Here is a 20,131-nt window from a genome sequence, read left to right on the forward strand (position 1 = left end):
GCACGCGGCCGCGCGAGCAATCCGTCAGTCTAGCGAAGCGCGGGCCGCCAGACTGTCATGCATGGTCATACGCGGTGCGGACGGCGCCGGCTGCGCGACACGGGATTCGCCACGCGCGCCGCCAGCGGCCAGATGCGACAAGGCCGGCGTCGCGTCGCGAGACGCCACGCCGGCCCGTGTGCGGCACACGCTCCGGTCAGTCTTCCGCCATCACCAGCAACTGCGCGCCATCCGCGACCTGGTCGCCGACGCCGTACAGCACTTCCGCGACGACGCCCGTACCCGGCGCGCCGATCGTGTGCTCCATCTTCATCGCTTCCATCACGATCAGCGGCGTGCCGGCCTCGACCTTCTGGCCCGGCTCGACCAGCACCGCGATCACCTTGCCGGGCATCGGCGCGGTCAGGCGGCCGCCGCCATGCTCGGCATCGCCCGCGTGCGCGAGCACGTTGCGCCATTCGAACGTCTCGGCGACACCCTGCGTGAACACGTGGAAACTGTCGCCGTCCGCATACACGCGGCCGCTGCTGCGCACGCCGTCGAGCGTCACGTCGAAGTCGAGCGGCGTCGCGCCGCGCGTCCACGCGAACGGCTGCGCGGCCGCATCGCCGGTGGCGAGGCTCGCGCGGCTGCCATTGTCCTCGTAGGTGACCGTCACGTCCGCTTCACGATCGGGGGCATGCCATTCGAGCGTGCGGCGATAGCCGCCGTTCAGCCGCCAGTCCGGCAGCGCACGCCACGGCGACACGCCCTGCTGCGCGGCCGCCCCGCGCTCGCGCGCGAGCAGCGCCGCGCAGGCCAGCGCCAGCGTCGCACGCGGCGACGGTTGCGGCGCGAACAGCGCATCGTGGTTGCGCTCGATCAGGCCCGTGTCGAGATTGGCGGTCGCGAACGGCTCGCACGCGACGATCCGCTGCAGAAACGCGGCGTTCGTGTGCAGGCCGACCACTTCGCAAGCCCGCAGCGCGCGCAACATCGTGCCGAGCGCTTCCGCGCGGTCCGCGCCGTGCACGATCAGCTTCGCGATCATCGGATCGTAGAACGGCGTGATCGCGTCGCCTTCGCGCACGCCGCTGTCGACGCGCACCGGCGCGCCGATCGCGAACTCGACGCCTTCCGGCAGCCGCAGGTGCTTCAGTGTGCCGGTGGACGGCAGGAAGCCGCGCGCCGGATTCTCCGCGTAGAGACGTGCCTCGATCGCGTGGCCCTGCACGCGCAGTTGGTCCTGCGCCAGCGGCAGCGGCTCGCCCGATGCAACGCGCAGTTGCCACTCGACGAGATCGAGCCCGGTAACCATCTCGGTGACCGGATGCTCGACCTGCAGGCGCGTGTTCATTTCCATGAAGTAGAACGCGTCGGCCGTCATGATGAATTCGACGGTGCCCGCCCCGACGTAATGCACCGCGCGCGCGGCCGCGACGGCCGCCTCGCCCATCGCGCGACGCAGGTCGTCAGGCAGGCCCGGCGCCGGCGCTTCCTCGAGCACCTTCTGGTGACGGCGCTGCACCGAGCAGTCGCGATCGAACAGGTAGACGGTGTTGCCGTGCGTGTCACCGAACACCTGCACTTCGACGTGACGCGGGCGCGTCAGGTATTTCTCGATCAGCACGCGGGCGTTGCCGAAGCTGCTCGCGGCCTCGCGCTGGCACGACGCGAGCGCCGCCCGGAAGTCCTCCGAGCGCTCGACCACGCGCATCCCCTTGCCGCCACCGCCCGCGCTCGCTTTCAGCAGCACCGGGTAGCCGATCTCGTCGGCTTCGCGATGCAGGTTGGCCGTGTCCTGGTCGTCGCCGTGATAGCCGGGCACGAGCGGCACCGCGGCCGCGTGCATCAGCGCCTTCGCGGCCGCCTTCGAGCCCATCGCCGCGATCGCGTCGACCGGCGGGCCGATGAACACGATGCCGGCCGCTTCGCATGCGTGCGCGAAATCCTCGTTCTCCGACAGGAAGCCGTAGCCGGGGTGGATGGCCTGCGCGCCGGTCGCGCGCGCGGCCTCGATGATGCGCAAGCCGCGCAGGTAGCTGTCCGCGGCCGCCGCGCCGCCGATATGCACGGCTTCGTCGCATGCGGCGACGTGCTTCGCGTTCGCGTCCGCGTCGGAATAGACGGCGACGCTCGCGATCCCGAGACGTTTGCACGTCGCGGCGACGCGGCAGGCGATTTCGCCGCGGTTGGCGATCAGAATCTTGTCGAACATGGCTTCGGTGTCGTCCGGAAAGTTATTGGCACGCCGTCATTCACGCCACGAAGGCGTGCGCTTCTCGAGGAACGACGCGATCCCTTCGCGCGCTTCCGCGCCGGCGCGGGTACGCGCGATCCAGTCGGCGGTCTGCTCGATCAGCGTCGCGTCGAGCGGCCGCCCGGCCACGTCGGCGACGAGCCGCTTGCACGCCCGCACCGCGTCGGGGCCGTTCGCGACGAGCGCCGCGGCCAGCTTCGCGACCGTTTCGTCGAGCGCCTCGGCCGGCACCGCGTCGTGAATGAAGCCGAGCGACGCGGCGCGCGCGCTGTCGAACACTTCGGCCGTCGTGAAGTAGCGGCGCGCCGCGCGCTCGCCCATCGCGCGCACGACGTACGGCGCGATCGTCGCGGGAATCAGCCCGAGCCGCGCCTCGGACAGGCAGAACTTCGCGCCGTCGGCGGCGATCGCGATGTCGGCCGCCGCGACGAGGCCCACGCCGCCCGCATAGGCGTCGCCGTGCACGCGCGCGATCACCGGCTTGCCGCAGCGATGGATCGCCTCGAGCATCCGCGCGAGCTTGCGCGCATCGGCACGGTTCTCGTCGTCCGAGTAACCGGCCATCTTCTTCATCCAGTTCAGGTCCGCGCCCGCGCAGAACGCGGCGCCTTCCGCCGCGAGCACGATCGCGCGCACGCCCGCGTGCGCGTCGAGCCACTCGAACGCGGTGGTCAGCTCGGCGATCGTCGTCTCGTCGAACGCGTTGCGCACGGCGGGGCGCGCGAGCGTGACGGTCGCCACGCGGTCGGCCTCGTGTACCTTGATCGTTTCGTATCGCATCGGTCAGCCCTCCCGGCCGTTACATGCGGAACACGCCGAAGCGCGTGTCGTCGATCGGCGCGTTCATCGACGCGGCGAGGCCGAGCCCGAGCACGTCGCGCGTCTGCGCGGGGTCGATCACGCCGTCGTCCCACAACCGCGCGCTCGCGTAGTACGGATGCCCCTGGCGCTCGTACTGATCGCGGATCGGCTGCTTGAACGCATCCTCCTCCTCGGCCGACCACGAGCCGCCCTTCGCCTCGATGCCGTCGCGACGCACGGTCGCGAGCACCGACGCGGCCTGCTCGCCGCCCATCACCGAAATCCGCGCGTTCGGCCACATCCACAGGAAGCGCGGACCGAACGCGCGGCCGCACATCCCGTAGTTGCCCGCGCCGAACGAGCCGCCGATGATCACCGTGAACTTCGGCACCTTCGCATTCGACACGGCCGTCACCATCTTCGCGCCGTGGCGCGCGATGCCTTCGTTCTCGTACTTGCGGCCGACCATGAAGCCCGTGATGTTCTGCAGAAACACGAGCGGGATCTTGCGCTGGCAGCACAGCTCGATGAAATGCGCGCCCTTCACGGCCGATTCGGAAAACAGGATGCCGTTGTTCGCGATGATCCCGACCGGATGGCCCCAGATGTGCGCGAAGCCCGTGACGAGCGTCGTGCCGAAGCGCGCCTTGAATTCGTCGAACTCCGAATCATCGACGATGCGCGCGATCACCTCGCGCACGTCGAACGGCTTGCGCGTGTCGACCGGAATCACGCCGTACAGGCTCTTCGCGTCGTAGCGCGGCGGCTTCGGTTCGCGCAGCGCGACCGGCGTCGCGATCTTCGGCGCGAGATGATCGACGATGTTGCGCGCGATCGACAGCGCGTGCGCGTCGTTCTGCGCGAGATGGTCGACCACGCCCGACAGGCGCGTGTGCACGTCACCGCCGCCGAGATCCTCGGCGCTCACTTCCTCGCCGGTCGCGGCCTTCACGAGCGGCGGGCCACCGAGGAAAATCGTGCCCTGGTTCTTCACGATGATCGACTCGTCGCTCATCGCCGGCACGTACGCGCCGCCCGCCGTGCACGAGCCCATCACGACCGCGATCTGCGCGATCCCCGCGGCGGACATCGTCGCCTGGTTGAAGAAGATGCGGCCGAAGTGGTCGCGATCGGGAAACACGTCGTCCTGGTTCGGCAGGTTCGCGCCGCCCGAGTCGACGAGGTACACGCACGGCAGCCGGTTTTCCGCGGCGATTTCCTGTGCGCGCACGTGCTTCTTCACGGTTATCGGGTAGTAGGTGCCGCCCTTGACCGTCGCGTCGTTGCACACGATCACGCACTCGCGGCCCGCGATCCGGCCGATGCCGGTGATCACGCCCGCGCCGGGCGCGTCGTCGTTGTACATGCCGTTCGCCGCGAGCTGCGAGAACTCGAGGAACGGCGCGCCGGGATCGAGCAGTTGCGCGATCCGGTCGCGCGGCAGCAGCTTGCCGCGTGACAGGTGCTTGTCGCGCGCGGCCTGGCCGCCGCCTTGCGCGAGCTGTTCGATCTTCGCGCGCAGGTCGGCGACGACCGCCTCCAGCGCCGCGGCGTTCGTGCGGAATTCTTCCGAACGCGGGTTCAGTTTCGATTCGATGATCGGCATCGACGGGGCTCCGTTCGCGTGACGTGGGGCGTTACATCGTTTCCGCGAACAGTTCGCGGCCGATCAGCATCCGGCGGATCTCGCTCGTGCCGGCGCCGATCTCGTACAGCTTCGCGTCGCGCCACAGACGACCGACCGGGTATTCGTTGATGTAGCCGTTGCCGCCGAGGATCTGGATCGCCTCGCCGGCCATCCACGTGGCCTTCTCGGCCGTATAGAGGATCACGCCCGCGCAGTCCTTGCGCACCTGGCGAATATGGTCGCTGCCCGCCGAGTCGAGATGGCGGCCGACCGCGTACAGGTAGGCGCGGCATGCCTGGAACGTCGTGTACATGTCGGCGACCTTGCCCTGGATCAGCTGGAACTCGCCGATCGACTGGCCGAACTGCTTGCGGTCGTGGATATACGGGACCACCGCGTCGAGACACGCGGCCATGATGCCCGTCGGGCCGCCCGAGAGCACCGCGCGCTCGTAGTCGAGGCCGCTCATCAGCACCTTCACGCCGCCGTTGAGCTGGCCGAGGATGTTCTCCTCCGGCACCTCGACGTCCTGGAACACGAGCTCGCCCGTGTGCGACCCGCGCATGCCGAGCTTGTCGAGTTTCTGCGCGACCGAGAAGCCCTTCATCCCCTTCTCGACGATGAAGGCGGTGATGCCGCGCGGGCCGGCGTCGATGTCCGTCTTCGCGTAGACGACGAGCGTGTCGCAATCGGGGCCGTTGGTGATCCACATCTTGGTGCCGTTGAGCACGTAGCGGTCGCCGCGCTTGTCCGCGCGCAGCTTCATGCTGACGACGTCGGAGCCCGCGTTCGGCTCGCTCATCGCGAGCGCACCGATGTGTTCGCCCGACACGAGCTTGGGCAGGTACTTCTGCTTTTGCGCGTCGGTGCCGTTGCGGTGGATCTGGTTCACGCACAGGTTCGAGTGCGCGCCGTACGACAGGCCGATCGACGCCGAGGCGCGCGAGATCTCCTCCATCGCGACCATGTGCGCGGTGTAGCCCATGTTCGCGCCGCCGTATTCCTCGGCCACCGTCATGCCGAGCACGCCGAGATCGCCGAACTTCTTCCACAGATCCATCGGAAACTGGTCGGTGCGGTCGACCTCCGCCGCGCGCGGCGTGATTTCCTTCGCCGCAAACGTCGCGACGGCGTCGCGCAGCATCTCGATGTCTTCACCGAGCATGAATTGCACGCCGGGCAGGTTGATCATGTCTCCTCCGTCTCCAGAAAGTGGGTCGCACGCGCCGATTTCTGAGTTTCGCTCAAATCGGATCAATGCGTCGATTCATTAAGCCAATACAGCGGAAATTTTGCACAGTTTCGCGCCTCGTCCAGCTTGGCGTCAATAGTTTTTTGAGTGATACTCAGATATCATCGCAGCATGACAGCCGCTCCCGCCGACACCATGACCGCCACTGCCAGAGCCGACCGCGCCGACCCGTCGCGCGCACCCGCCGGGCGCAAATCCCAGCAGCGCGTGCAGGACATCCTGCGCGCCGGTCGTGAAGTGTTTGCCGAAAAGGGTTACGAGCATGCGACGGCCGCCGAGATCGCGCAGCGCGTCGGCGTGTCGGAGGCGACGGTGTTCAGCTATTTCCGCGGCAAGCGCGAGCTGTGCGCACGCGTGATCGCCGATTGGTACGACGAAATCATTGCCGCGTTCGAACACGGGATGCCGGTGGAGGCATCGGTGCAGCAGCAGTTCGCGTTCATCGTGCGCACCCACCTGCGGCTGATGCTGGTGAACGGCACGGGGCTGTGCGCGCTGGTGCTGTCGGAGGGTCGTGCGAAGCAGCATGCGCTGAGCGACGAGCTCACCGCGCTGCAGCGCCGCTACACGGCGCCGTTGATGGACGTGCTCGCGCGCGGCCAGGCAGCCGGGCAGGTGCGCTGCGACATGCCGCTGAGCCTGCTGCGCTCGATGGTGTTCGGGCCGATCGAGCACGTGCTGTGGGATGCGATCCTCGGGCACCGCAAGCTCGATACGGAAACGACGGCCACGCAGCTGGTCGACATGCTGTGGGCGGCCGTGCAGCCGCCCGCGCCGGAGCAGGCGGCGTTGGTGCGCTTCAGGAACGAGGTCGCGGAAGCGGTGCGGCGGCTGGAAGGGCAAGCGTCACGCGCGTGACGCCGGCGGGTTTCGCCCGCCGCCCCGCCGCCCCGCCGCCTCTTCTGCGCTGTGTCGCGGCCCCCGCCGCTACGAATCCTCGCCCACCCGCAGCGGCGCGCGGCTCTGCTCGTTGTTCAGATGGACGAACTTGCGCAACAGCCGCATCAGTTCCTCCGAATCGTCCTCCCCCATCCCGTCGAACAGGCCGGCACGCAGTTCCTTCACCGACGGAATCAGGTGCGTGAGCAGTTCCACGCCCGCCGGCGTCAGCAGCAGGCGCCGCTGACGCCGCGGCAGCACTTCGCGGACGATCAATCCTTTCGCTTCGAGCCGGACCGCGAGATCCGCGGTCGTCGACGTGTCGAGCGCCACCCGCTGCGCGAGCGTCACCTGGTCGAGCCCCGGGCATTCGTAGAGCATCCGCAGGACCGCGTACTGCACCGGCGTCACGTCCCGGCCCAGCTTTTCGTAGAACATCGCAACCGCGATCTGGTGGGCGCGCCGGATCAGGTGCCCGGGTTCGTCGTACAGATCGAGCGGGAATGCCGGCGCGTCGGCGGGATTCGTTTTTTCCATGGATGAGTCGATGACATAGGCGGCGCACGCCGTTGCGTGCACCGACGGCATGGCGCTGCCTCGCGCCATTTCCCGGGAAAACCAGTATACCGCCTGCCTTGCTCCCGCCAATCTCAATGCGTACACTGAATCTCATTCAGTACACGGAATGACGACGTGCCGCGTAACGGCGGCACTGCCCTGAAGGAGACGATGAACGTGTTTCTCAAGAACGCTTGGTATGTGGCCTGCACGCCCGATGAAATCGACGGCAAGCCGCTGGGCCGCAAGATCTGCAACGAGCCGATGGTGTTTTACCGCGCGGCGGACGGCCAGGTCGCCGCGCTCGAGGACTTCTGCCCGCACCGCGGCGCGCCGCTGTCGCTGGGATTCGTGCGCGACGGCGTGCTCGTGTGCGGCTATCACGGGCTGGAAATGGGCTGCAACGGCAAGGCGGCCGGCATGCCGGGCCAGCGGGTCGGCGGCTTCCCGCCGATTCGCAGCTTCCCCGTCGTCGAACGGTACGGCTTCGTCTGGGTGTGGCCGGGCGATGCGTCCGAAGCCGATCCCGCCCGGCTGCCCGCGCTGTCGTGGGCCGAGGATCCGGCCTGGGCGCACGGCGGCGGCCTGTATCACATCCGCTGCGACTACCGGCTGATGATCGACAACCTGATGGACCTCACGCACGAAACGTACGTGCATGCGACGAGCATCGGCCAGAAGGAAATCGACGAAGCGCCGCCGAAGACGACCGCCAACGGCGACGAAGTCGTCACGAGCCGCTTCATGCAGAACGTGATGCCTCCGCCGTTCTGGCAGATGGCGCTGCGCGGCAACGGGCTGGCCGACGACGTGCCGGTCGACCGCTGGCAGATCTGCCGCTTCACGCCGCCGAGCCACGTGATGATCGAAGTGGGTGTCGCGCATGCGGGCCACGGCGGCTACGACGCGCCGGCCGAGCTGAAGGCCTCGTCGATCGTGGTCGACTTCATCACGCCCGAGACGGACAGCTCGATCTGGTACTTCTGGGGGATGGCGCGCAACTTCCGGCCCGACGATCACGCGCTGACCGCCGAGATCCGCGAAGGCCAGGGCAAGATCTTCGCCGAGGATCTCGAGATGCTCGAGCGCCAGCAGCTCAACCTCGAGCAGTGGCCGGACCGCAAGCTGCTCAAGCTGAACATCGACGCCGGCGGCGTGCTGTCGCGCAAGGTGATCGAGCGGCTGCTCGCCGACGAACATGCGTCGAGCCCGCAGCGCCCCGTGATTCCGGTCGCGCAGATCAAGGAGGCGTCATGAGCGCCGCGACGCTGACGGTCCGGGTGGCCCGCAAGTGGCAGGAAGCGCGCGACATCTGCGGCTTCGAATTCGTCAGCGACGACGGTTCGCCGTTGCCGCGCTTCGACGCCGGCGCCCATATCGACGTGCATTTGCCGGGCGGCCTCGTGCGCCAGTACTCGCTGTGCAATCACCCGGAGCACGGCGATCGCTATCAGATCGCGGTGCTGCGCGATGCCGACGGCCGCGGCGGGTCGCGCGCCATTCACGACGAAGTGCGGCAAGGCGATACCGTGCGGATCGGCCTCCCGCGCAATCAATTCCCGCTCGCGCCCGACGCGCCGCACCACCTGTTGCTCGCGGGCGGAATCGGCGTCACGCCGATTCTCTGCATGGCGGAGCGGCTGTTCTCGTCCGGCATCCCGTTCGACATGCACTACTGCGCGCGCTCGACCGACCGCATGGCCTTCGTCGAGCGGATCAACGCGGCCGGGTTCCATGACCGCGCCCGCTTCCACGTCGACGACGGCGACCCCGCGCAACGCTTCGACCTGGCCTCGGTGCTCGCCGCGGCACCCGACGGCACGCACCTGTACGTCTGCGGCCCGCGCGGCTTCATGGATGCGGTGCTAAGCGCCGCGCGCGAGCGCGACTGGGCGGACGAGCGGCTGCATTACGAGTTCTTCGGCGGCGCGGTTGCGTCGTCCGCCGCGGATCGCGCGTTCCAGGTCCGGATCGCGAGCAGCGGCAAGGTGATCGACGTGCCGGCCGCATGCACGGTGATCGCGGCGCTGGCGGCCAACGGCGTCGAGGTTCTTACGTCGTGCGAGCAAGGCGTATGCGGCACCTGCGTGACGCGCGTGCTGGAAGGCCAGCCCGATCATCGCGATTCGTATCTGACGGAAGCGGAACAAGCGGCCGGCGACCAGTTCATGCCGTGCTGTTCGCGATCGCGAACCGACCTGCTGGTACTCGATCTGTAGACGGACCGCGCGGCGCGCGGCGGAAAACCACAATACTGGAGACGATCAATGGCGCATCATGCCGCACCACCAATCAATACTACTAAGTTTCCGATCGACCGATGGTGGGTCGCCGCGCTGTCATCGGAACTGACGAACAAACCCGTCGCGCGCACGCTGCTCGGCCGCCCGGTCGTGCTGTTCCGCTTGCCGTCCGGGGAAGTCGGTGCGCTGGAGGATCGCTGCTGCCACAAGTCGCTGCCGCTGTCGTGCGGCTCGCTCGAGGTGCGCGGCCTGCGCTGCGGCTATCACGGCCTGCTGTTCGACCGCGGCGGCACCTGCGTGGAGATTCCCGGCCAGGACCGGATTCCGGCGAAGGCGTGCGTGGCGTCGTATCCGGTGCGGGAACAGGACGCCATCGTATGGATCTGGATCGGCGCCGACGCGCACGCTGAACCGACCGGCGCGCCGCCGCGCTATCCGTTCCATGCGGATCCGCAATACCGGTTCGGCGGCGGCAACTACCATTACGACGCGCCGTATCAGCTGATTCACGACAACCTGATGGACCTGAGCCACCTCGGCTATGTTCATCTGAAAACCATCGGCGGCAACGCGTCGCTGCACATGGGCGCGGAAACCCGCGTCAGCACCGAGGGCGACACGGTGACGCTGGTCCGCCGCATGCCCGATTCGGAGCCGCCGCCGACCTACACGGCGGCATGGCCGTTCACGGGCCGCGTCGATCGCTGGCAGGAAATCGAATTCCACGTGTCACACATCCGGATCTGGACCGGCGCGATGGATGCCGGCACCGGCGACCTGCACGATCCGGCGCGCGGCGGCTTTCACATGCGCGGCTTCCACGGCATCACGCCCGAGACGGAAACGACCACGCACTACTTCTGGACCGTCGCGACCAATCCGCAGCACGACATCGAACGCGTCGCGCGAACGGTCATCGAGCAATCCGCCGCGACGTTCGACGAGGACAAGACCGTGATCGAAGCGCAATACCGGAATCAGCTGCGGTTCCCGGACCGCCGCCAGATCGACATTCATGTCGACGCGGGCCCCAATCGCGCGCGGCGCGTGATCGAGCGGCTGCTGCTGCAACCCGAACCCGCGTAGCCATCGCGCCGGCGCGCGTAACCCGGGTTGCCCGTCAGCCCACGCATTCGCTTTCGTCCCATTCGCTACGGCAGTGCGTCGATTTCATCCCATTCAATTAGTCATACTATTCTTATGAAGGATCTTTGACGTGAGCGCAAATATCCGCAATACGATCGACGAATCCCCGATGAGCGCGTTTCAGACGATGGCGGTCACGGCCTGCGTCGTGCTGAACATGCTCGACGGCTTCGACGTGCTGGCCATCGCGTTTGCCGCGCCGCATCTGGCAGCCGAGTGGAAACTGAGCGGCAAGGAAATCGGCCTGCTGCTGAGCGCCGGGCTGGCCGGCATGGGCATCGGCTCGGTGCTGATCGCGCCGCTGGCCGACCGCGTCGGCCGCCGCCGCATCATCCTGCTGTGCCTCGCCGTGATCTCGACCGGAATGCTGGCCTGCGCGGCCACCCACAGCACGCTGCAACTGGCGGCCGCGCGTGCCTACACGGGGCTCGGCATCGGCGGCATGCTGGCGAGCCTGACCGTCATCAGCGGCGAGTACGCATCGAACAAATGGCGCAGCGCCGCGATCGGCATGCAGTCGACCGGCTACGCGATCGGCGCCACCGCCGGCGGCGTCATCGCCGGTTACCTGCTGTCGACGTGGGGATGGCGCAGCGTGTTCGCGTTCGGCGGCATCCTGACCTTGATGTCGATCCCGATGGTGCTCGCGCTGCTGCCGGAATCGCTCGACTTCCTGCTGGCACGGCGTCCGGACAACGCGCTGCCGAAAATCAACCGCATCCTCGCGAGAATGAAGCGCGCGCCGATCGACACGCTGCCGGCCGCGACCGCTTCCATCGACACGGCGAACCCCGCGTCGAGCTGGACGGCCGTGCTGCGCGCACCGCTCACGCGCCGCACGATCGCGCTGTGGATCGCGTTCTTTCTCGTGATGGGCAGCTTCTACTTCGTCGTGAGCTGGACGCCGAAACTGCTGGTCCAGGCCGGAATGTCGGCATCGCAGGGCGTGACCGGCGGCGTGCTGCTCAATCTCGGCGGCATCGCGGGCGCGTCGCTCTTCAGCCTGCTGTCGACGCGGTTCGGCCTGCGCAACCTGCTGGGCGCGACGCTGCTGCTGGGCGGCGTGCTGATGGTCGTGTTCGGCGCGAACACCGGCTCGCTCGGCATCGGCATGACGGTCGCGGTGTTCCTCGGTGCCGTGATCAACGCGTGCGTGGCCGGCATGTATGCGCTGTCGCCGACGCCGTATCCGGCCGAGATCCGCACGACCGGCATCGGTCTCGCGGTCGGCATCGGCCGTCTCGGCGCGATCCTGTCGCCGATGACGGTCGGCGCGCTGCTGGACGACGGCTGGTCCGTGTCCCATCTCTATCTCGCGTTCCTCGTGCCGCTGGCTGGTGCGGCAATCGCCGTCGCCGTGGCGGGCGCGCGCGCCGCGGCACCGCACCGGCAACGCGATCCGGCGATGTCGTAACGCACGACACCCGCAGGCTTGACCGATACCCATCGGTACCCCGGGCAGGTCCGGGGCAATGAAAAAAACGATAAGTAGATCTACATACTGTTTGGAGACAGCCATGAAAACGAAACTGGGCGTCGCGCTCGCGACGGCAATGGCGCTGGCCGGACCGGCCGGCGCGCAAAGCAGCGTCACGCTGTACGGGATCATCGATACCGGTGTGTCCTACTACAACAACGCCGCGCACGGCGGGTCGTTCACCGGGATGCCGACGCTGACCGGCGAGGTGCCGTCACGCTGGGGCCTCAGAGGCACGGAGGATCTCGGCGGCGGCTACCAGGCCTTCTTCGTGCTCGAAAACGGCTTCCAGCCCGGCACCGGCGCATTGAACTATGGCGGGCGCCTGTTCGGGCGACAGGCGAACGTGGGCGTGAACAGTCCGTTCGGCGCGCTGACCCTCGGCCGCCAGATGAACATGTCGATGATCGTGCTGACCAATGCCGACGTGATCGGCCCGTCGATTCATTCGATGGCGGATTTCGACTCCTACCTGCCGAACGCGCGCAGCGACAATGCAATCGGCTACAAAGGCACGTTCCACGGCGTGACGCTCGGCGCCACCTACAGCTTCGGCCGCGACGCGGCCGGGCCGGCAGGACCGTCGGCGACGGGCTGCGCCGGCCAGGTGCCCGGCGACATCGTCGCCTGCCGGCAGTACACGGCGATGCTCGCCTATGACGCGAGCAATTTCGGGCTGGCCGCCTCGCACGACGTGATGCGCGGCGGCGGCGGCGCGCTCGCGCCGCTGAACAATCCGGCGTACACCGACACGCGCGACATCGTCGCCGGCTACGTGAAGATCGGCCCCGCGAAACTCGGCGCCGGGTGGATCCGCCGCAACCTCGCGGCGGCCGAACACCTGCAGGCCGACATCGTGTTCGCGGGCGGCACGTACTACGCGACGCCCTACCTCGCACTCGACCTGCAGGGCGTGCGCTACCTGCAGCGTCGCGAAAACAGCCAAGGCGGCACGAACGCCACGCTGCTCGTCGGCCGCGCGAACTATTTCCTGTCCAAGCGGACGACCGTCTATACGTCGGTGGGCTACATGTTCAACAGCGCCACCGCCGCCAATGCGGTGGCCGCGGGCGGAACCGTCGCGACAGGCAGCAACCAGCTCGGCGTCATGGCCGGGATTCAGCAGAAATTCTGACGCCCCGGGCAGCGCCGTTGCGGGCGGCTCGCCGCCGCCCGCGAACCGCGCGTGCCGGACGTCAGCCCTCCAGCCGGCAATGCGCGAGCTTCAGCCCCGGCAACACAGGCGCATCGATATAGCCTTCGTTCACGCAGCTGAAGCGGAAATTCGCGGACGCCGTGAACGGCTTGATCTCGCCGCCGGGGAATTTCGGTTTCAGCGCAGCCTGATCGGCCACGTCGAAGTGCGTATCGAACTGTTCGCCGTCGGTCGTCAGCGCGCCGAAGTACGTGCCGCCCGGGTCGCTGCCCATCCGGATCACGGCGCCGACGAACACGAGGCGCTTGCCGTCGTACTTCGTCTTCGCGGCGGCCATGTCCCGCGTGTAGGCCTCGATCACTGCGCCGTAATGCGCGTCGATCGTGGGCTCGGCGGCCGAAGCCGCGCAAGCGGTCTGCTGAATGCCCGCCAGCAGCGTGCAGGACGCAAGCGTCACCGCCGCGAACGGCGCGGAAATCTTGTTCATGGGTGGTCTCCCCTCTAGCGTGGTGATTGAAGTGATTGAAGCCCGGCGCTACGCCGGATGAATTCGCTTCCGTTGCTTTATTCGTTCGAATGGCGGAACACGGCTGCGATCACTTCACCACCCGCGTGGTCGACCGCAGCGCACGAGTTCGCGCTCGCGCTGCACGCGACGTGACGGGAAGATGACATGGTGCGGCCCCCGGCTCTCAATGAATTTCACTGCGTCTGATTTTGGCCGCTACGGTAGCAGACGGCCGACGGCCCGGCAATCGCGGGGCACGGTCCGTATCGGTCTCATTACAATTGCAAACGATTCTCATTACGTATATCATGCGCATCCTGCCGCAGCGGCGCAGTGAAGCGCTGCGGCCTGTGCCCTCGTCCTTAGCACTCCGTCATTCATCGATTCATGCCATCCCGTCGAACGCCCCGCCGCGCGCGGACCTTGCGCCCGTGGCGCGCGAGCCTGCCTGCCCTGATCACCCTTTGCGTCGCCAGCGGCGCGCATGCGGATACCGAACCTGCCGCGGCGGCATCCGCGCCCGCGTCCGCACCCGAGTCCATTTCGCCGCCCGAACGCGAACTGCCGACGATCAGCGTCAACGCATCGGCGGTCGCCGATCCGACCGTCGGCTACCAGCCGCGCACCAGCAGCATCGCCGGCGGCGACGAGCGCCCGCTCAAGGAGATCCCGCAATCGGTCGCCGTGGTCAGCAGCAGCGTGATGCAGGATCAGCAGGCGCGCTCGCTCGACGACGTGCTCGGCAACATCAGCGGCGTCACGCAGACCAACACGCTCGGCGGCACGCGCGACGCATTCATCAAGCGCGGTTTCGGTTCGAACAACGACGGCTCCGTGCTGGTCGACGGTGTCCGCACGCCGGTGCTGCACAGCTATCTCGCGACGATCGACCGCGTCGAAGTGCTGAAGGGCCCGGCTTCGCTGCTGTACGGGATGCAGGACCCGGGCGGCGTGATCAACCTCGTCACGCGCAAGCCGGAGGACACGTTCGGCGGCTCGATCTCCGCATCGCGCACGAGCCACGGCGGCAGCAGCGCGCAGTTCGACCTGACGGGCCCGCTCGGCAAGCCGGGACAGGTCGCGGGCGGCACGCTCGCGTTCCGGCTCACCGGCGAATACGACACGAGCCGCTACTGGCGCAGCTTCGGCCGCGAACGCAACGCGCTGATCGCGCCCGCGCTGTCGTGGCACGACGCGAACACTTCGATCGACGTCAGCTACCAGTACGTCGACTACACGATGCCGTTCGATCGGGGCACCGTGCTCGTGAACGGCCGCCCTGACGACTCGCTGCGCTATCGCCGCTACGAGGAAGCCTGGGCGCAAAGCAGCGGGATCCAGGAAACGCTGCGTGCGCGCGTCGAGCACCGCTTCTCCGACGCGTGGCGCGTGCGCGCGACGTACGGCTGGGGCCGCGACCGCTACGATCAGTACATCGCCCGCGGCACCACCTTCAACAGCGCGACCGGCGCGATGACGCGCACGGCCGATGCGAACCTCGGGCGCAACGACTCCGACCAGATCGCGACGCTCGGCCTGCTCGGCAACCTGACGCTCGCGGGGATGAATCACGCGCTCTACATCGGTGGCGAATACGAGCGGCAGCGCAGCTTCCGCGGCGACACCATCCGCGGCAAGGCGATCAAGGGCTTCGATCTCTACGATCCCGTCTACGGTCTGCTTGCGCCGGGCGGCACGCCGAACGCGAAGTCGAGCGATTCGCGGTCGTTGGTCCACACGTATTCGATGATCGTGCAGGACTCGGTGAAGATCACCGACCGGCTCACCGCGGTCGGCGGGCTGCGCTGGGAGGACTGGCAGCAGGAATCGGGCATGGGGCGGCCGTTCGCGTTCGCCGACCGCTCGCACGGCAACGTGTGGCTGCCGCAGTTCGGGCTCGCGTATGCGCTCACGCCGTCGCTGACCGCGTATGCGAACGTGAGCCGCTCGTTCAAGCCGAACGTCGCGTCGAATGTCACGTCGCCGCTCGCGCCGGAATTCGGCCGCGTGCTGGAAGCCGGCCTGAAGTTCAACCTGAAGCCCGGCATCACCGGCACGCTCGCGGCCTACCAGATCGACAAGCGCAACGTCGCGGTAACAGTAGACGACATCACGTCGACGATCGGCACCGCGCGCTCGCGCGGGATCGAACTCGACGTCGCGGGGCAGATCACGCGGCACCTGAGCCTGATCGGCAGCTACGCGTACACGAACGCGAACGATCGCGACAGCAACACGTCGCTCGTCAACGTCGCGCGCCACACCGGCAGCCTGTTCGCGGTGTATGACACGGCGCTCGGGAACCTGCCCGGCCGCTGGCGCTTCGGCGGCGGCGCGCGGCTCGTCGGCGCACGGCCCGGCGACACCGCGAACAGCTTCACGCTGCCCGGCTACGTGACCGTCGACGCATTCGCGGCCTACGAGACGACGATCGGCAAGTTCCCGACGCGCATCCAGCTCAACGTGAAGAACCTGCTCGACAAGACCTACTATCCGTCGAGCAACAGCAACCTGATCGTCGCGGTCGGCGAGCCGCGGCTCGTCACGCTGACGACGACGGTGTCGTTCTGACGATCATCGCGCGGCCAGCGGCGGCCTGGCCTGCGGCTAGTCCGTCGTGGCCGGGCAGACCAGGTAGAACACGACGCTGCACACCGCCAGAAAGCATGCCAGGACAGTCATGCCGATCCGCAGGCCCGCATAGCCGATGATCGTCGCGCCCAGGACGCCGGACAGGCTCCCGCACGCGTTGATCAGCGCGAAACCGGCCGCGGCCGCCGGGCCGGACAGCACACGCCCCGGCAGCGTCCAGAAGATCGGCATCAACGACAGGATGCCCGACGTCGCGACGGTCAGCATCGCCAGTGCGAGCCAGAAGTTGTCGTGCGCCACCGTCGCGACGAACAGGCCGGCCGCCGCCAGCGCGACGGGTATCACGCCGTGCCGCCGCAGCCGCCCCGATTGCTCCGCATGCTTCGCGTTCACGTACATGCAGATGGCGGCAGCGCCGAACGGAATGGCCGTCAGCAGCCCGACGGTCAAACTGTTCTTCACCCCTGCATCATGGAACAGCGTCGGCATCCAGAACGTCAGCCCGTAGAACCCGGTGTTGAACAGGATCATCACGACGATCAGCGCATAGATCTTCGGCGACCGGAAGGCATCAGCCACGCGATGCGACTTGAGGGCCGCCTCCGTCGCGACGTTCGCCTCGATGATCCGCTTCTCGCGCGGCGTCAGCCAATCCACGTCGGACGGCTTGTTTCGCAGCAGCACCAGGATGACGACGCCGAGCAACACCGACGGCAGCCCTTCGAGCAGGAACAGCCACTGCCACCCATGGATGCCGGCCACGCCGTTCAGCGTTTCCATGATCGCGCCGGAGAGCGGCGCGCCGAACACGACGGCGATCGGCAACGCCATCAGGAACAGCGAATACATGCCGCTTTGACGCCGCGCCGGCAACCACGTGTTCGTGTAGTACATCACGCCCGGTACGAAGCCCGCCTCGCAGACGCCCAGCAGGAACCGCAGCGAATAGAACGCAACCGCGTTCCGCGAGAAGACCATCAGGATCGACACGATTCCCCACGTGATCATGATCCGCGCGATCCACGCGCGTGCGCCGACACGCCGCAGGATCAGGTTGCTCGGAATCTCGAACAGCATGTAGCCCCAAAAGAACACGCTCGCTCCCAACGCGAACGACGCATTCGTCAGGCCGAAATCGGCCGCCATCTGCAATTTCGCGAAACCGATGTTGACGCGGTCCAGGTAGGACATGATGAAACCGAGGAAGAACAGCGGGACGATCCTCAGTATCACTTTCCGGTACAACGCGTCTTCGTTCCGTGCCTCGATGCCTGCGTCCAGCGCAAGCGCGACATCCGCCTTCATGGTCGGTTCTCCCGATGAAAACCAGCGTCCTTGCAGCAATGGGGCCATTCCGTCAGTGCGGTCCGGCGCGACGGCCGGCGCGTCAGCGCTGCGGCGACGCCCGCCGCTGCGCGAGCGTGAGCACGTCGGCCCAGATTCCGTCGTCTACGGCGATGCCGTTGCGCCGCTGCTCCATCCGCGTGCGCAGCGCGCTCTGCCCCGGATAGAGCACTTCCGTGCTGTCTTCCGCGAGCTCGGACGTGTTCACGTAGTCCGCCACGCTGTCGGCCACGTGGTTCGTGAATGCTTCGCCGCCGAGCTTGCGCGGGTCGATCACGATGAAGACCTGCGAGCAGCCGGTGCAGCTTCCCTGCTCGATCGCATCGATCCCGTTCGTCGCGAGCCCTTCGGACAGCACCGCCGCCAGCACGTCGAGCATGATCGCGAGCCCCGAGCCTTTCCAGTAGCCCATCGGCAAAATGCGCATCGACGCCTCGATCGGGCCGGGCTCGACGGTCAGCTTCCCGTCGCTGTCGAAGCCGGCGGGAAACGGCATGTTCTTCCCCTTGAGGCGGGTGGCCTGCAGCTTGCCGTACGAGTACTGGGACATCGCCATGTCGAGCACGATATGGCCGCGCTCGCGCGGCGCCGCCATCACGAACGGATTGTTGCCGACGCGCGTGTTCTTGCCGCCCCAGCCGGGCATGCAGGATTCGGTGTTGGTCCAGCAGATCGCAATATAGCCACGCTCGGCCGCGTGCCAGCCATACGTGCCGCCTCGCATCCAGTGGGTCGCATTGCGCATCGCCACGATGCCGACGCCCTGCTCGTCGGCCATCTCGATGGCCCGGTCGGTCGCGGATAGCGCATTGAGAATGCCGGGGCCACGCTGGCCGTCGCAGACCTCGATCGCGCCGAATCGCTTGACGGGCGTGCACGCTCCGTCCAGGTTCACCCACCCCTTGTCGACATAGTCGACGAATCGCGCGACGCGATTGATGCCATGCGAATTGACGCCGTCACAGGTCGATTCGGTATGCACCCGCGCACAGATTTCGGCGTCGCGTTCGCGCATGCCGGCATTCACGAGCGCCGCATGGATCACGCGTTGCATTTCCTCGAAGGCAATCCGGGTCACGATGCATGTCTCCTGATATTGGATATCGTTGTGTCCGATCCCGAAGCTGCCCTCGCTACGGCGCGCGGGATTCGCGCCGCCGCGACTCGCCTGCGGCGAGCGATCGCACCGGGCGGCCGGGGCGGCGCGACACGCGCAACACGCTCCGGCCGGCGACACGAACCGGTAAGGCGCGCTATCAGCCGCCCGCGAAATCGAGCAGGATCTTGCAGCTTTCCGCGGGATTGCGCTCGGCCATCTCGAACGCCTGCGCGACGTCGCGAAAGCCGACCTTGTGCGTGACGATGTGCTCAGGCTCGATCAACCCGCGAGCAATCCAGTCGATCACCTGCGGGAACATCGCGCAGTTGAGCCGCGACGCGGCGAGCGTGAGCTCCTTCTTCGTCAGCTCGGCCTGCACGATCGCCGACGGCTCCGACGAAAATCCGAGCACGCCGATCCGGCCAGCCGGCGCGGCGATCGTCACGGCCTCCTCGAGAATCGACGGATGGCCGACCGCATCGAAGATCAGCGTCGGGCCGCCGTCGACGCCGCGCTTGTCCAGCGCGTCGGGCAGCGACTCGACGCTCGTGTTGATGATCTCGTCCTCCGCCGCGCCGCACTTGCGCGCGAGCTGCAGCCGCGCGTCGAGCCGGTCGGTGATGAACGCGCGAATGCCGTACACGCGCTTGAGCACCTGCAGGATCGTCAGCCCGACGGTGCCGGCGCCGTAGATCAGCGCGACATCGCCCGGCAGCACGCCGGTGCGCGACGTCGCGTTCGCGGCCACCGCGAACGGCTCGACGATCGCCGCGCAGGTATCGGCGATCGCGTCCGGAATCCAGTACGCATTGCCGGCCGGCACGCACGTGTACTGGCTGAAGCCGCCGTCACGATGCACGCCGAGCACGGTCAGGTGCCGGCACACGTTGCGCCGGCCGATCATGCATGCGTGGCAATGCCCGCAACTGATCACCGGATCGACCGCGACGGTCTCGCCGAGCCGCGCGGCATCGACGCCCGCGCCGACCGACTCGATCGTGCCGACGAATTCATGGCCGATGATGCGCGGGTACGACACGAACGGATTCTTGCCGTGAAAGATGTGCAGGTCCGATCCGCAGATGCCCGCATAGCGCACCTTCACGCGCACCTCGCCGGCGGCGGGCACGGGCAGCGGCACTTCACGCACGCCCATGCTGTTCGGACGATCGACAACGACGCTCAACATTTCGGTTCTCTCCTTCGGATC

General features: G+C 67.6%; 16 protein-coding genes. 7 read left to right on the forward strand and 9 right to left on the reverse strand.

Going from position 1 to position 20,131, the window contains the following annotated elements; all coding sequences use genetic code 11:
* Positions 1-196: 196 nt before the first annotated feature.
* From LMA02_RS28040 to LMA02_RS28055, 4 genes are read right to left on the reverse strand one after another with little or no spacing between them, the layout of a single operon-like run.
* Positions 197-2,197 (reverse strand): acetyl/propionyl/methylcrotonyl-CoA carboxylase subunit alpha, encoded by a 2,001-nt coding sequence (locus tag LMA02_RS28040; protein WP_228908376.1) that lies wholly within the window; start codon positions 2,195-2,197, stop codon positions 197-199.
* A 36-nt stretch (positions 2,198-2,233) separates the two neighbouring features.
* Complete coding sequence (locus LMA02_RS28045) at positions 2,234-3,019, reverse strand: enoyl-CoA hydratase/isomerase family protein (protein WP_228908377.1); 786 nt, start codon at positions 3,017-3,019, stop codon at positions 2,234-2,236.
* Between the two features lie 19 nt (positions 3,020-3,038).
* Positions 3,039-4,646: a carboxyl transferase domain-containing protein gene (locus LMA02_RS28050; RefSeq protein WP_228908378.1), complete on the reverse strand. Its 1,608-nt coding sequence runs from the start codon at positions 4,644-4,646 to the stop codon at positions 3,039-3,041.
* A 31-nt stretch (positions 4,647-4,677) separates the two neighbouring features.
* The gene (locus tag LMA02_RS28055) at positions 4,678-5,859 is read right to left on the reverse strand and encodes an isovaleryl-CoA dehydrogenase (protein ID WP_059532493.1); all 1,182 of its coding nucleotides are present in this window, start codon (positions 5,857-5,859) and stop codon (positions 4,678-4,680) included.
* A 171-nt stretch (positions 5,860-6,030) separates the two neighbouring features.
* On the opposite strand from LMA02_RS28055, the gene LMA02_RS28060 reads away from it, so the two are divergent.
* Positions 6,031-6,777: a TetR/AcrR family transcriptional regulator gene (locus LMA02_RS28060; protein ID WP_228908379.1), complete on the forward strand. Its 747-nt coding sequence runs from the start codon at positions 6,031-6,033 to the stop codon at positions 6,775-6,777.
* A 69-nt stretch (positions 6,778-6,846) separates the two neighbouring features.
* Here the strand turns inward: LMA02_RS28060 and LMA02_RS28065 are convergent, their stop codons facing one another.
* A complete protein-coding gene (locus tag LMA02_RS28065; protein WP_166723434.1) occupies positions 6,847-7,335 on the reverse strand; it encodes a MarR family winged helix-turn-helix transcriptional regulator in 489 nt (162 codons plus the stop codon).
* A 198-nt stretch (positions 7,336-7,533) separates the two neighbouring features.
* Here LMA02_RS28065 and LMA02_RS28070 point away from each other — a divergent pair, with 198 nt between their 5' ends.
* The 5 genes from LMA02_RS28070 (at position 7,534) to LMA02_RS28090 (ending at position 13,357) form a co-directional block, all read left to right on the forward strand.
* Positions 7,534-8,613, forward strand: a complete 1,080-nt coding sequence (locus LMA02_RS28070) for an aromatic ring-hydroxylating oxygenase subunit alpha (protein ID WP_228910022.1) — start codon at positions 7,534-7,536, stop codon at positions 8,611-8,613.
* On the forward strand, positions 8,610-9,575 hold the full coding sequence (locus LMA02_RS28075; protein ID WP_228908380.1) for a PDR/VanB family oxidoreductase: 966 nt from the start codon (positions 8,610-8,612) through the stop codon (positions 9,573-9,575). The genes LMA02_RS28070 and LMA02_RS28075 overlap by 4 nt, the downstream gene beginning before the upstream one ends.
* Positions 9,576-9,623: 48 nt before the next feature.
* A complete protein-coding gene (locus tag LMA02_RS28080; RefSeq protein ID WP_228908381.1) occupies positions 9,624-10,685 on the forward strand; it encodes an aromatic ring-hydroxylating dioxygenase subunit alpha in 1,062 nt (353 codons plus the stop codon).
* A 130-nt stretch (positions 10,686-10,815) separates the two neighbouring features.
* Entirely contained in the window at positions 10,816-12,159 is a 1,344-nt protein-coding gene (locus tag LMA02_RS28085) for an MFS transporter (protein WP_228908382.1), read from the forward strand.
* A 103-nt stretch (positions 12,160-12,262) separates the two neighbouring features.
* Positions 12,263-13,357, forward strand: a complete 1,095-nt coding sequence (locus LMA02_RS28090) for a porin (protein ID WP_228908383.1) — start codon at positions 12,263-12,265, stop codon at positions 13,355-13,357.
* A gap of 61 nt (positions 13,358-13,418) precedes the next feature.
* On the opposite strand, the gene LMA02_RS28095 is transcribed toward LMA02_RS28090, so the two are convergent.
* The gene (locus LMA02_RS28095; protein WP_228908384.1) at positions 13,419-13,865 is read right to left on the reverse strand and encodes a hypothetical protein; all 447 of its coding nucleotides are present in this window, start codon (positions 13,863-13,865) and stop codon (positions 13,419-13,421) included.
* A gap of 408 nt (positions 13,866-14,273) precedes the next feature.
* Here LMA02_RS28095 and LMA02_RS28100 point away from each other — a divergent pair, with 408 nt between their 5' ends.
* Positions 14,274-16,457: a TonB-dependent siderophore receptor gene (locus LMA02_RS28100; protein ID WP_228908385.1), complete on the forward strand. Its 2,184-nt coding sequence runs from the start codon at positions 14,274-14,276 to the stop codon at positions 16,455-16,457.
* A 36-nt stretch (positions 16,458-16,493) separates the two neighbouring features.
* Here the strand turns inward: LMA02_RS28100 and LMA02_RS28105 are convergent, their stop codons facing one another.
* From LMA02_RS28105 to LMA02_RS28115, 3 genes are all read right to left on the reverse strand, one after another.
* The gene (locus LMA02_RS28105) at positions 16,494-17,783 is read right to left on the reverse strand and encodes an MFS transporter (protein ID WP_228908386.1); all 1,290 of its coding nucleotides are present in this window, start codon (positions 17,781-17,783) and stop codon (positions 16,494-16,496) included.
* Between the two features lie 82 nt (positions 17,784-17,865).
* A complete protein-coding gene (yiaK, locus tag LMA02_RS28110; protein WP_228908387.1) occupies positions 17,866-18,900 on the reverse strand; it encodes a 3-dehydro-L-gulonate 2-dehydrogenase in 1,035 nt (344 codons plus the stop codon).
* A gap of 178 nt (positions 18,901-19,078) precedes the next feature.
* On the reverse strand, positions 19,079-20,110 hold the full coding sequence (locus tag LMA02_RS28115; RefSeq protein WP_228908388.1) for a Zn-dependent oxidoreductase: 1,032 nt from the start codon (positions 20,108-20,110) through the stop codon (positions 19,079-19,081).
* Positions 20,111-20,131 lie beyond the last annotated feature (21 nt).

Origin of the sequence: Burkholderia sp. B21-005 (assembly GCF_020843965.1) — a bacterium.
Lineage (GTDB): Bacteria > Pseudomonadota > Gammaproteobacteria > Burkholderiales > Burkholderiaceae > Burkholderia > Burkholderia ambifaria.